General features: G+C 45.6%; 15 protein-coding genes. 6 read left to right on the forward strand and 9 right to left on the reverse strand.

Annotation, left to right across the window (positions count from 1 at the left end):
* Positions 1 to 14 precede the first annotated feature (14 nt).
* Together pepQ and ACTRWF_RS02340 are read left to right on the forward strand one after the other, a co-directional pair.
* A complete protein-coding gene (gene pepQ / locus ACTRWF_RS02335; RefSeq protein WP_462835086.1) occupies positions 15 to 1,346 on the forward strand; it encodes a Xaa-Pro dipeptidase in 1,332 nt (443 codons plus the stop codon).
* Positions 1,347 to 1,646: 300 nt separating this feature from the next.
* Positions 1,647 to 2,363, forward strand: coding sequence for a ZIP family metal transporter (locus tag ACTRWF_RS02340; protein WP_015066161.1), 717 nt, complete (start codon positions 1,647 to 1,649; stop codon positions 2,361 to 2,363).
* Positions 2,364 to 2,567: 204 nt separating this feature from the next.
* Here ACTRWF_RS02340 and ispB read toward each other — a convergent pair whose 3' ends face one another.
* Complete coding sequence (gene ispB / locus ACTRWF_RS02345) at positions 2,568 to 3,542, reverse strand: octaprenyl diphosphate synthase (protein WP_015066162.1); 975 nt, start codon at positions 3,540 to 3,542, stop codon at positions 2,568 to 2,570.
* A 704-nt stretch (positions 3,543 to 4,246) separates the two neighbouring features.
* On the opposite strand from ispB, the gene rplU reads away from it, so the two are divergent.
* From rplU to folA, 4 genes are all read left to right on the forward strand, one after another.
* Positions 4,247 to 4,558, forward strand: a complete 312-nt coding sequence (gene rplU / locus ACTRWF_RS02350; RefSeq protein ID WP_012517169.1) for a 50S ribosomal protein L21 — start codon at positions 4,247 to 4,249, stop codon at positions 4,556 to 4,558.
* Between the two features lie 15 nt (positions 4,559 to 4,573).
* A complete protein-coding gene (gene rpmA / locus ACTRWF_RS02355) occupies positions 4,574 to 4,831 on the forward strand; it encodes a 50S ribosomal protein L27 (protein ID WP_012517170.1) in 258 nt (85 codons plus the stop codon).
* A 259-nt stretch (positions 4,832 to 5,090) separates the two neighbouring features.
* Complete coding sequence (gene cgtA, locus ACTRWF_RS02360; RefSeq protein WP_015066163.1) at positions 5,091 to 6,269, forward strand: Obg family GTPase CgtA; 1,179 nt, start codon at positions 5,091 to 5,093, stop codon at positions 6,267 to 6,269.
* A 195-nt stretch (positions 6,270 to 6,464) separates the two neighbouring features.
* Positions 6,465 to 6,968 carry a type 3 dihydrofolate reductase gene (gene folA, locus ACTRWF_RS02365; RefSeq protein WP_462835087.1) on the forward strand — a complete coding sequence of 168 codons (504 nt, stop codon included), beginning with the start codon at positions 6,465 to 6,467 and terminating at the stop codon, positions 6,966 to 6,968.
* 178 nt (positions 6,969 to 7,146) lie between these two features.
* On the opposite strand, the gene rpoS is transcribed toward folA, so the two are convergent.
* The 8 genes from rpoS to ftsB form a co-directional block, all read right to left on the reverse strand.
* A complete protein-coding gene (gene rpoS, locus ACTRWF_RS02370; RefSeq protein WP_012517173.1) occupies positions 7,147 to 8,139 on the reverse strand; it encodes an RNA polymerase sigma factor RpoS in 993 nt (330 codons plus the stop codon).
* Between the two features lie 72 nt (positions 8,140 to 8,211).
* The gene (locus ACTRWF_RS02375; RefSeq protein ID WP_462835088.1) at positions 8,212 to 9,081 is read right to left on the reverse strand and encodes a peptidoglycan DD-metalloendopeptidase family protein; all 870 of its coding nucleotides are present in this window, start codon (positions 9,079 to 9,081) and stop codon (positions 8,212 to 8,214) included.
* Position 9,082: 1 nt separating this feature from the next.
* Positions 9,083 to 9,661: a YqaA family protein gene (locus ACTRWF_RS02380; RefSeq protein WP_012517175.1), complete on the reverse strand. Its 579-nt coding sequence runs from the start codon at positions 9,659 to 9,661 to the stop codon at positions 9,083 to 9,085.
* Positions 9,658 to 10,293, reverse strand: a complete 636-nt coding sequence (locus ACTRWF_RS02385) for a protein-L-isoaspartate(D-aspartate) O-methyltransferase (protein ID WP_012517176.1) — start codon at positions 10,291 to 10,293, stop codon at positions 9,658 to 9,660. Before ACTRWF_RS02385 ends, ACTRWF_RS02380 begins: the two co-directional genes overlap by 4 nt.
* Before the next feature lie 78 nt (positions 10,294 to 10,371).
* Entirely contained in the window at positions 10,372 to 11,457 is a 1,086-nt protein-coding gene (truD, locus tag ACTRWF_RS02390) for a tRNA pseudouridine(13) synthase TruD (protein ID WP_020744658.1), read from the reverse strand.
* Positions 11,454 to 11,927, reverse strand: a complete 474-nt coding sequence (ispF, locus tag ACTRWF_RS02395) for a 2-C-methyl-D-erythritol 2,4-cyclodiphosphate synthase (protein WP_012517178.1) — start codon at positions 11,925 to 11,927, stop codon at positions 11,454 to 11,456. The genes truD and ispF overlap by 4 nt, the downstream gene beginning before the upstream one ends.
* Positions 11,928 to 11,941: 14 nt before the next feature.
* Entirely contained in the window at positions 11,942 to 12,658 is a 717-nt protein-coding gene (gene ispD / locus ACTRWF_RS02400) for a 2-C-methyl-D-erythritol 4-phosphate cytidylyltransferase (protein WP_278383325.1), read from the reverse strand.
* A 5-nt stretch (positions 12,659 to 12,663) separates the two neighbouring features.
* Positions 12,664 to 12,954: a cell division protein FtsB gene (gene ftsB / locus ACTRWF_RS02405; protein ID WP_012519942.1), complete on the reverse strand. Its 291-nt coding sequence runs from the start codon at positions 12,952 to 12,954 to the stop codon at positions 12,664 to 12,666.
* Positions 12,955 to 12,978 lie beyond the last annotated feature (24 nt).

Below are 12,978 nucleotides of genomic sequence, written 5' to 3' on the forward strand. Positions count from 1 at the left end.
AGATAAGAGGGGCTATGTCGCAACATCAAGCAACCTACCAACAGCATATAGAAGAGCTACAATCGCGTACCCGAGAGGCACTACAGCGAGAAGGGCTAGACGGATTAGTAATTCACTCGGGGCAGGGCAAGCGCCTTTTCTTAGATGACAACCATTATCCGTTTAAGGTAAACCCGCAGTTTAAAGCGTGGCTTCCGGTTATTGATAACCCTAACTGCTGGCTGGTGGTTAACGGTGTAGATAAGCCTACGCTTATTTTCTATCGCCCTGAAGACTTCTGGCACAAAGTGCCACCTGAACCAAACGACTTCTGGACAGACAGTTTCGATATTAAGTTGCTTCAGCAAGCCGATGCGGTGGAAAAGTTTTTACCCTACGACAAGCGTCGCTTTGCTTATGTGGGCGAATATATTGAAGTAGCGAAAGCGTTGGGCTTTGAGAATGTAAACCCAGATCGCGTATTGCACTATTTGCATTATCAACGCGCCTACAAAACCGACTACGAGCTAGATTGCATGCGCGAGGCCAATAAGCTTGCTGTAGCTGGCCACAAAGCTGCTGAACAAGCTTTCCGTGAAGGTAAAAGCGAATTCGATATCAACCTTGCCTATGCAATGGCGAGCCGGCAGGGCGATAACGATGTGCCATATACCAGCATTGTAGCGCTAAATGAACATGCCTCGATTTTGCATTACATGCAGTGTGATACGGTGGCACCAAAAGAGTCTCGTTCATTTTTGATTGATGCGGGAGCTAACTATAACGGCTATGCGGCTGATATTACCCGTACCTACAGTCAAAACGACGTTCAAAATTCAGCGATGTTCCGCGACCTTATACAGGCGGTAGATAAAGTTACCTTAACTTTAGTCGACTCGTTAAAGCCTGGTGTCGCCTACACCGACATTCATCTACTGGCGCATGATGGTATTGCGCAAATTCTTCACGACACAGGCATGGTAAATTTAACGCCGCCTGAAATAGTGGAAATGGGTATAACGCGCACCTTCTTCCCTCATGGCATCGGTCACTTCTTAGGGCTACAAGTGCACGATGTAGGCGGGCTGGTAAATGACGACCGCGGTACGCCTAAGCCTGCGCCTGATGATCATCCGTTCTTGCGCTGCACGCGTATGGTAGAAGCCCGACAGGTGTTCACCATCGAGCCTGGCTTGTATTTCATCGAGAGCCTGCTGCGCGACCTTAAAGCAACGCCTGCGTCTAAGTTTATCAATTGGGATACCATTGATGCTTACAAACCATTTGGCGGTATTCGTATTGAAGACAATATTATTGTGCACCGCGATAAAAACGAGGATATGACCCGAGATTTAGATTTAAACTAATAGGTTAATCTGTATCTCGTTGTTAGCGAGTAAAAATAGTCATAGTGTTATTAAAGAGCAGCTTAAAGCTGTTCTTTTTCGTTAAGCTCGTCAGCTTTTAAGTAATAAGAACGAAGTCATCAGGTGATAACCGTTAGCTTGTGACGGCAGTCACTATTTGAATGAAAAGCTGAGATGTGGCGTATTTGTATTAAGCGCATTGGGTTAGCAATTGGTCGTTACCTTTGTTTTTTATGTAAACCATTGATGCTGCAATAAGTAAACAATGTTAGAAAGTTTAAATAGTTGAAAGGAGTCTCTATGCCACAAGGCGACATTGTAGGTTTACTCATCATGGCAACGGTAGCTGGGCTTGCGATGCCCGCTGGCGCCATTTTAGCCACTTATCAAGGTATTCAGCCCAAGTGGCTAGAGAAAGAATTACGCCACGGCATTTTGGCGTTAGGAGCCGGCGCGCTTATCTCAGCGGTAGGGCTGGTGCTTGTGCCCGAGGGCATCAAAGATGTGTCTGTCTTTGCCGCTATCGCGTGTTTTGTTGGCGGTGCGCTCGCATTCATGGCACTAGATATTTATTTGGCCAAGAAGCAAACGGCGGGCAGCCAGCTAGCCGCCATGCTTAGCGATTTTGTGCCCGAATCTATCGCTCTTGGCACCACCGCAGCTTTAGGTGGCGGCACTATGTTGCTAGGGCTTTTGATAGCCGTTCAAAATTTACCCGAAGGCTTTAATGCCTACAGAGAAATGCTGCCTAAAAATAAACAGCGCAGTACAAAGCTTATTTTGCTGTTCATAGGTATGGCCTTACTAGGCCCTCTGTTTAGTCTTGTGGGCTTTTATTACTTGGCGCAGTTTCCTGTGATTATGAGTGGCATTATGCTCTTTGCCGCAGGGGGAATTCTATATTCGGTATTTCAGGATATTGCCCCGCAAATCCGCATGGAAAATCATTGGCTTCCACCCCTTGGCGGTATTCTTGGTTTCTTAGTGGGGATGATAGGTTTTATGCTTGAAGGCTAACTTGTTAAAAGTAGGTTTAGCCTAAACATCGCTGTAATGCTTAGTTAATGCAGAAAAAATGTTTACTGAAACGGCTTGCCAGAGCACAAGAAACATTCTGTGTGCCAATAAGTCTACAAGCCCATGTTTTATATTTTGTTTAGGTCTCCCCAACAAAAAAGGCGTGTTGATTACAACACGCCTTCGTACCTTACTTATCGATAACTAGCTTGTACGCTCAATTGAAATATGCGCCAGCGCAATCAGCGCTTCTTTGTATTTAGAGTCTTCAATAGCGCTTAAGCTATCAATGGCCATCTGCACTTCCTTTTGCGCACATTGGCGTGTGTAGTCTAATGCGCCGGTTTCTTCCATGATGCCTTGAATTCGCGTCAAATGTGGTAGGCCATTGCTTTGCTCAATCGCTTCTTGAATAAGTGCTTTGTCGCCATCATTCGTAGCGTGCCACATGGCGTAAAGCAGCGGAAGGGTAGGTTTACCCTCTGCTAAGTCGTCGCCAGCATTTTTACCCATTTCTTCACTATCAGCCATGTAGTCAAGAATATCATCGGCTAATTGAAAGGCTGTACCTAAATGCTTGCCGTACTCTTGCATCGCACGCTCAATGTGCTCGTTTTGCTCGGTAAGTACTGCGGCTAATTGTGTTGCGGCCTCAAATAATCGAGCAGTTTTTCCGTAAATAACATCAAAATAACGGGCTTCGGTAGTGCCGGCATCGTTACAGTTCATCAACTGTAATACTTCACCTTCAGCAATTTGATTTGTGGCTTCCGATAATATTTCCATAACGCGCATGCGTTTAAGACTTACCATCATTTGGAAAGAACGAGTATATAAAAAGTCGCCTACCAGTACCGATGCTTGATTACCAAAAATCGCGTTAGCGGTTTCACGGCCGCGGCGCATGGTTGACTCGTCCACTACGTCATCGTGAAGTAGCGTGGCAGTGTGAATAAACTCTACTATCGCCGCTAAGGTGTGATGTTCGTTGTTATCAATGCCCATGGCTCGCGCGCTTAATACGGTAAGAAGTGGGCGTAAGCGTTTGCCGCCGCTGTTTACGATGTAAAAACCAAGCTGATTAATAAGGGCGACTTCAGAGTCGACTTGTTGTTGAATCAGCTGATTAACCGCCTGCATATCATCATTAGACAGGGCGCGGATTTGGTCTATATCCATAGGCATGGCAATAAATACTTACTCTTACGTCTTGGGCAATTATTGGAGGCGATTGTACCTTAATCACCCGTACTATCCACCAAATTGTCTTAAAAAATGACGGCTTAACGCATTTACGTGTAATTCCTGAAATACGCTCAATAGATTTATACAATTTCTAGGGTTTTATCTAATAGGCTAATCCGCACCACTTCGATGTGTTCATGCCACATTACCCTCTCATATTTAGAATTATAGGTACTCTCATCAATTTTTCCTGCCAAAGGGTTATTTCAGAACATTTTGGGGTGACGATGTAATGAATAGGCGCCAACTTTTATTATCAAAAACGCAATTGTCAGAAGAACACAAGCGCGGATCGCTTTTGGGATCGTTTTATTTTTCGACCCGATCATAATCCGATCTGTCTCTCAGATCAGGCTTATTTATGGTCTAAAACGTGGGTAAAATGCTGCGCTCAACGTCTTATTCCAACGCATAAGTCGCGTGGTAACATTGTCGTTTATTCAAATTTTTTTCTATTTTTTGCTGGTTTAGGTGCATTTCAAGCTGCATCAAATAGGCAATTGGGGCATAATTCTGCCCATGTTGGAAAAATAATCTATTTTTCTGCGAATCGGGGTTGTGATTTACGGATGTTTCACGTACAATTCGCGCCCTGTTTTTTGAATTGAAGCGTCAGTGGACGCAGAGCGGAGTTAACTATGTACGCGGTTTTCCAAAGTGGCGGTAAACAACACCGTGTGGCCGAAGGCCAAACCGTTCGTCTTGAAAAAATCGAAGTAGCCCCAGGCGAAACGGTTGAATTTGACAAAGTTTTAATGGTAAGCAACGGTGACGACGTAAAAATCGGCACACCAATCGTTGCTGGTGGTAAGGTGACTGCTGAGGTTGTTACACACGGTCGTGGCGATAAAGTAAAAATCGTTAAGTTCCGTCGTCGTAAGCACTCTCGTAAGCAAGCGGGTCACCGTCAGTGGTTCACAGAAGTGAAAATCACTGGTATCAACGCATAATAGGAGCACGAACACATGGCACACAAAAAAGCTGGTGGTAGTACCAAAAACGGTCGTGATTCAGAGAGTAAACGCCTAGGTGTTAAACGCTTTGGTGGCGAATCTGTTCTTGCTGGTAACATCATTGTTCGTCAACGTGGTACTCGTTTCCACGCTGGTGACAACATGGGTATCGGCAAAGACCACACGTTGTTTGCACTAAAAGACGGTAAAGTTCAGTTCGACGTTAAAGGACCGAAAAACCGTAAATTTGTAAGCATCGTAGCTGAGTAAGCGCGAAAGCTTCTCGCCGAACAGGCTTAGAAAAACCCCGCGCAAGCGGGGTTTTTTGTTTTGTGAAACCTTTCTTTCTTTTTCTGTTCATAATTAAGTAGCACTGAAATCTAGTGTATCGTTGATACTGCGTAAGGTTTTACATTTCAATTTTTAGAATTCTGGTTACACATAAAAGCGCCGACGCGCGATTTGGTGTAAACTTAGTATTCGCAGTAAACAAGTTAATAACCCACGGCTTTGAAGCCCGGAGTGATAAATGAAATTTGTAGATGAAGCTGAAATTCGCGTTGAAGCCGGAGATGGCGGCAACGGTGTAATTGGCTTTAGAAGGGAAAAATACGTACCTAAAGGCGGCCCGGATGGAGGCGACGGTGGTGACGGCGGCAGTGTATTTTTACAGGCCGATGAAAACCTAAATACATTGATCGATTATCGCTTTGAGCGCTTTCACCGCGCTGAACGTGGCCAAAATGGTCAAGGTAGCAACTGTATCGGTAAAAAAGGTCAAGACCTTACGGTTATGGTTCCGGTAGGTACACGCGCCACCGACAGCGATACGGGTGAGGTGTTGGGCGACCTTACACGCCACGGTCAGAAGCTTAAAGTAGCCCAAGGTGGTTTCCACGGTTTGGGTAATGCGCGATTTAAAAGCAGTACTAACCGCGCACCTCGTCAAAAGACCAATGGCACACCAGGTGAAATTCGCAACCTTAAGCTAGAGCTTATGCTTCTTGCAGATGTTGGCTTACTGGGCATGCCAAATGCGGGTAAATCTACATTCATTCGCTCTGTCTCTGCCGCTAAGCCCAAAGTGGCTGATTACCCATTCACGACGCTTGTGCCTAACTTAGGTGTGGTACGTCAAGACGCGCAACGAAGCTTTGTTGTCGCTGACATTCCAGGCTTGATAGAAGGCGCAGCAGACGGCGCTGGCTTAGGTATCCGCTTCTTAAAGCACTTAGAACGCTGTCGCATATTACTTCACGTTGTCGATATTTTCCCCGTCGATGAAACAGATCCAGCGGACAATGCCAAGGCGATTATTGAAGAGCTCGAAAAATATAGCCCTAAATTGGCCCAAAAGCCTCGCTGGTTAGTGTTTAACAAAGTTGACTTACTGCTTGAAGAAGAAGTAGAAGAACGCTGTCAGCACGTTATTGATGCGCTAGGTTGGGAAGGGCCGGTGTACCAAATCTCAGCGTTCCAAAAGATGAACCTAGACCCGCTTTGTAACGATGTTATGGACTTCATCGAAACCCTTCCCGCTGAAACTGAGCAGGAAGAAGAGAAGAAAGAAGTCGAATTCAAGTGGGATACGTACCATAAGAATACCCTTGAAGCTCACGATGAGTTTGAAGACGACTTAGGTGATGATCTCGATGATGATGATTGGGATGAAGACGACTACGACGTAGAAGTTGAGTATCGTCGCTAAGCGATCAGCAGAGTCGTTACCTCTTATGTTGCTTAATAGCGCGTAACAATTCGCTTTGAAAATATAAAAGCTCGCACTTTATAGTTGCGAGCTTTTTTTTGTGTGGAAGCGAAACAATCTACCTTTACACATTTTTTTGCTGAACTTGATATACTGCAGCCGCTTTAAAATAACCGCAGCTTTGAAGGTATAAAAATGAAAATAGCAATGATTGCAGCGATGGCCCAAAATCGAATTATTGGTGCTGATAATGACATGCCGTGGCATTTGCCAGCTGACCTTAAACATTTTAAAGCAATTACTTTGGGCAAAGCAGTAATTATGGGGCGTAAGACGTACCAGTCGATAGGGCGCGCTTTGCCTGGCAGGCCAAATATCGTTATCACTAACAATGCAGACTACAGCTTATCTGATGCGACCGTGGTTGATTCGCCAGAGTCAGCACTAGAAGTGGCGAAAGCACTAAGTGTTGATAGCGACGAAATAATGATCATTGGCGGAGGGACTATCTATCAGGCTTTCCTAGATAAAGCTGATACCCTGTATTTGACCTACATCGACCTTTCGGTAGACGGAGACACTCAGTTTCCAGATTATGAAGCCGTAGGAACATGGCGCGAAGTATCTCGTGAGGAAAACGACCCCGATGAAAAAAACAAACATGCTTATACGTTTGTCACGCTTAGTCGAGATAAATAGTAGGGCTATAAGCCTATTGTTGTTGGCTTCGTTAAATTAGCAAGCGCACTAAATGCACTCGAGTCGTTAGCTTAACTTTTTTCAGCACAAAATAAAAAATGCCAGCGTTGCGATACCTTAGACTATCGGGTATTGCAACGCTGGCATTTTAGTTTCATTTTTATGAAGCGTTCAGTCGCTACTTCATTTGGTCGAACAGATTCTCTAATGAAAGCCCCTGATGGCCCAGCATATCGCGAAGACGGCGTAGTGCTTCTACTTGAATCTGACGAACACGCTCACGTGTTAGGCCAATTTCTGCACCAACATCTTCCAACGTCGATGGCTCGTATCCCATAAGCCCAAAACGGCGTGCGAGTACTTCGCGTTGTTTAGGGTTAAGTTCTTCAAGCCAGGTAATAATATTACTTTTGATGTCTGAGTCTTGAAGGCTCTCTTCAGGGCTGAACTCTTTTTCATCAGCAATAATGTCGAGCAAAGCTTTGTCATTTTCTCCGCCAATAGGCGTATCAACAGAGGTAATGCGTTCGTTTAGTCGAAGCATCTTTGTGACATCTTCTACAGGCTTGTCTAGTGCCGCTGCAATTTCTTCTGCAGTAGGCTCATGATCTAACTTTTGAGAAAGTTCACGTGAAGCGCGTAAATAAACATTGAGTTCTTTAACCACATGAATGGGCAAACGGATAGTACGCGTTTGATTCATGATGGCGCGTTCGATGGTTTGTCGAATCCACCACGTGGCGTATGTGGAAAAGCGGAACCCGCGTTCAGGGTCGAACTTTTCGACAGCGCGAATAAGCCCTAAATTACCTTCTTCAATTAAATCAAGAAGTGCCAACCCACGATTATTGTAACGGCGTGCAATCTTAACGACTAGGCGCAGGTTACTAACAATCATACGTTTACGAGAGGCCTCGCAGCCTTTCAGTGAGCGGCGCGCAAAATAAACTTCTTCTTCTGCGGTTAGCAGTGGTGAAAATCCAATCTCGCCTAGATAAAGCTGTGTTGCATCTAGGTTTTTAGGTTGGTCGTCCTGACTGAAAATGGCGTCGTCATTTTCTAGTTCAGCGTCGTTGGTCAAGGCTTCGTCAGCTTTCATATCAGCTGGCATGTCGATGACTTCTAAGTCATCTTGAGATTTTGATTCTAAGGCTTTATTTGACTTACCCATTGTGAATCTCCTGCTACAAGGTTTACCCTATGACGTTTCTCCTTTTTCCTTTCTTATTGTTATTTATTTTTATTATTTTAATACTGGCAGGTATTTCATCGGGTCTAAAGATTTCCCTCGATACCTAACTTCAAAGTGAAGTTTGACCGAATTTGTGCCGCTATCACCCATGGTCGCTATTTGCTGCCCCGCTGACACCCACTCTCGTTCTTTAACTAAAATAGTATCGTTGTAGGCATAAGCACTTAGGAAGGTATCTGTGTGTTTAATAATAACCAGATTACCGTAACCTCTAAGTGCGCTCCCTGAATAAACAACTTTTCCATCTGCTGCTGCTACAACTTTACTGCCTTTAGCACCAGCGATATCAATTCCTTTGTTGCCTGACTCTGACTTACTGAAAGTACCGACTAACTTACCTTCTGCAGGCCATATCCACCTTTGAACCTTGTCTGGAAAACTATTTAACACCCGTTTTTTGACGTTTGTCGACGGTTTCTTGACACTGCTAACGTTTTGTGGCTTAACAACTTTTTCACTTTTACGATACGCTTGTGGCGTGGGGCGGTCAACCAAACTTTTGTCTACATTCGGTGAGGTCGGACCTGCTGGCCTTTTGGTCTGTGGCTTAGGTATAATGCGGTCTGTAGCTAAGTTTGCGGGCGGGGTAACCTTTAATATTTGCCCGGGGAAAATAGTATAAGGCGCTGATAATTGGTTGTATTTTGCCAAGTCGCGGTAGTCGTTTCCCGTATACCAAGCCACAGCGTAAAGGGTATCACCGCGCTGCACTTTATAGGTTTTCTTTGTATATTCTTCGCTGCCGTCTGAAACCTGGCTATTTAATAAAATAACAGGGGCCGGTGCAGTTCGCCCTGCACAGCCTCCCAGAAGTACACTTACATATAAGAATAATGTTAAATAAAACCGATGCCTATGCATGTCATCGCAAGATTAAATAGGCAATTACAGCGAGGATAACTACGGCCCAACCGAGAACTTCTACATACTGCCTAAGCTTTTGTTCCATGGCTGTGCCGCCCCATCTCATTAGCGCTGCAACTAAGAAGAAGCGAGCGCCTCGACCTATTGCTGATGCTAAAACAAACGGTAAAAACGCCATTTGCAAAAAGCCTGCACTTACGGTGAATATCTTATAGGGAATAGGCGAGAACCCCGCAAGGAAAACCACCCACACGCCATAATCTTTAAACCATTGCATAGCGGTTTCAATTTTATGGGAGTAGCCCCACTGTTCAATTAAAGGCGCAAGCCACGCATCGAAAGCAAAATAGCCCAACCAGTATCCCGCGATACCGCCGAATATCGACGCAATCGTTGTGATAAATGCAAAGCGCCATGCTTTTTCTGGCTGCGAAAGCGCCATTGGCGCTAGCATTACGTCAGGAGGAATGGGGAAGAATACTGATTCAGAGAAGCTTAACCCACCTAAATATTTAGTTGCGTGGCGATGCCTCGCCCAGCGTAATGCCATGTCATAACATGGCTCAAAAAGCTTCACATTAGCTCTCCTGCTACAAGGGGAACAAATCGTACCGATTCAATGGTAGATGTTTTTAGTTCACCTTCAATCCTGTCTATACACAATAACGATTGTTGCTCGTTACCTACGGGAATAATGAGCCGCCCGCCTTCTTTGAGCTGATCGCACAAATCTTGCGGTAAACTTGCCGCTGCGGCGGTTACGATAATGGCATCGTAGGGGCCTTTCGACGCCCAGCCTTTCCAACCATCGCCGTGTTTCATTGCAATATTGTGAAGGTCAAGTTGATTCATACGACGCTTAGCCTGAAACTGCAATGTTTTAATTCGCTCGACGCTGAACACCTTGGCAAAAAGCTGCGCAAGAATAGCCGTTTGATAGCCAGAACCCGTACCTATTTCCAGTACTTTTTCCGGCTTATTGGGGCTATCTAGCAGCAACTCAGTCATTTTAGCAACAATGTAAGGTTGCGATATCGTTTGACCTTGACCTATCGGTAACGCTGTATTTTGATAAGCTTTGTGCTTCAGCGCATCGGGTAGAAAACTTTCCCGGGGCGTACCAGCAATGGCGTTTAATACTGCTTGTGAACGTATTCCCTCGTTATAAAGCAGTTGTGCTAACGCGTCTCCTTTTCTAGAAGCTCTCATGATGTTGCGTACTTTCCTTTATTCTTATTCACAGCTACGCGAGATATGGATTGTTGCGTGCCACGCTCTCTATAGTTTTTAAACCCTGTTAATGGGAGACAAGGTCTCTACACACTCCCTAAGGACCGAAGTAGCAAAGCAGCCACTAGGAAGTGCAAATGAGATAGTAAATGTATCACCCTTACTCTGCCATTCAAGCTGTGATGGCCAAATTTTTATCGCTCGGCGCTCTTGATCGAAACCGCACTGGCTTAAAAAGTCGATCACTTCACTGTTTTGTTCTGCTACCGCTTGTTCTAGCGCTAGTGCGTTGGCTTGGGTCACAAGTGCACCTTTACCCCAAAGCGGTGCTGATGGGCATACGTCTTTAGCGTCAAATCGACGCTGGGCGTCTTGCTGTTCGTCTGTGTTGGTGGCGCCGCCATTAATGAAAAAACTGTTTGATCCAGTCAGTACTAGCGCGTCACCTTCAATAACAGTATCGAACTTGTTTTGCTCAAGGCGAGTGGAGAGCATTTCATTAAACAGCCAGCTGCGCAAAGCCGATAACGCCATAGAGCGCTTGTTTCTGTGCCTAATGGACTCACCGTTCACCATACGCTCAGCCATAACTAAATTACCGCCGCGCTGCACTTCGCCCATGTCGTTTAATCGCATAACGCCAAAGCGTTGTTCGCCGTAATAATTTGGAACTCCATGCTTTTCAATTTCCTGAAGACGCGCTTCAATAGCTTCAGGGTGAAGTACTTGCCTAAGCGTAATTGTGAAGTGGTTACCTTTGAGCTGGCCTGTTCGTAGCTTTTTGTTATGGCGTACTTGCTTGAGTACTTTAACACCTTCAAGTTCAAAGTTGCTGAAGTCGAAATCTGGCTTTCCCGGGGCGTGAATGCCGAACCACTGTTGGGTTACGGCGTATTTATCCTTACGCCCTGCATAGGTAATTTGTCGAAGGGGGAGGTTAACAAAGCGCGCAAGCTGCTCTGCGACAAACGCGGTATTTGTATTCGTTTTTTCAACAAATACAAATTGGTGCTCTCCCTCGCCACATGGTGAATAACCTAAGTCTTCGACTACTTGAAAGTCGTCGGCTTGGAATTTAAAGATGCCGGTCGATACGGGCTTTGCGTAATAGTACTGCCAATGGTCGGTATTTAACGGCTTCATAGTTTTTCCAATAGTACGACGGCGTGAGAGGCAATGCCTTCTTTGCGCCCTGTGTATCCTAGCTTTTCGGTGGTTGTGGCTTTCACGTTTATTGCATCAAGGTTCACGTTACAGTCTTTAGCGATAACCTCACGCATAGCGGTTATGTGCGGTGCCATCTTAGGTGCTTGCGCTACAATAGTCATGTCAGCGTTGCCAAGTTTATAGCCTTTTTCTTCTACCACGCTCACTACGTGGCGCAACAATACGCGACTATCGGCGCCTGCATAGGCATCGTCAGTATCGGGGAAGTGTTTACCAATATCGCCTAGCGCAGCAGCGCCTAACATTGCATCGCATAGTGCGTGAAGCAATACGTCGCCATCTGAATGGGCAACTAAACCTTGCTCGTAATCAATGCTCACGCCACCTATGGTGATGGGGCCTTCGCCGCCAAATTTGTGTACATCAAAACCGTGTCCAATTCGCATTATAATTGTGCCTTTTAATTTTTTGCGCTATCGCCTAGCGCGCTAAATTTTTGCTTAAGATAAAATTCTGCCAAAGGAAGGTCGGCCGGGTGTGTTATTTTTATATTCGCCGGGCTTCCGCTCACCATGGCTACACTGTGACCAGCAAACTCCATGGCCGACGCTTCATCAGTAATGCTAACACCTTGGGCCAACCCCTCTTGAAGCGCCCGTTTGAGCAACATGGCTGGAAACAGCTGGGGCGTAAGGGCATGCCATAGCCCATCCCTGTCTTCGGTATGAGAGATTATATTTGACGAAGGCTTTACCCGCTTCATCGTATCTCTCACCGGCGTCGCTAGTATGCCACCCGTAACGTCTTCGCTGCCTATAAGTGACAGCAGGTTGGAAATGTCGGCATCATCTACACACGGGCGCGCTGCGTCGTGAACCAGTGCCCAGTCATTATCGTCCAACGATAAGATGCCGTTCAATACGCTATCTGCACGTTCTTTGCCACCATCAACCACACGAATAGGCTTCTGCCTAAGCCCTAACTGGTCAAAGTACTCGTCACCTTGGCTTATCGCAACGATCACATCATCAATATGTGGGTGATTGAGTAGCGCATCAATCGTGTGTTCAAGAATGGTTTTACCATTTAGAGAGAGGTATTGCTTCGGGCGGTCGGCCTGCATACGGCTACCAACTCCGGCTGCGGGGATAACTGCAACCACGCGGGGTGATGTCATTTTCTTCACTTAGAGTCTGCGGGCAAAATACGATAGAAAGTTTCCCCTTTTTTAATCAGGCCGAGTTCGTTCCTCGCTCTTTCCTCAATAGCCTCTAAACCAATTTTTAAATCGTTAATATCGGCTTTGAGAAGCGCATTGCGCTGGGCAAGGTTAGCGTTTTGCAGCGCTTGTGTCTGCACTTCCTGCTTTCGGCTAAAGTAGTCGGGGATGCTATTTTTTCCGAACCATAGTCTGTATTGCAGTAGTCCTAATAGTACTAACAACACAATAGGAAGCCATTTACCTTGCAACACAGATTCACCTGACAATGTGGTTAA

The sequence above is a fragment of the Alteromonas sp. G5_S2_22_S1 genome, from assembly GCF_054968525.1.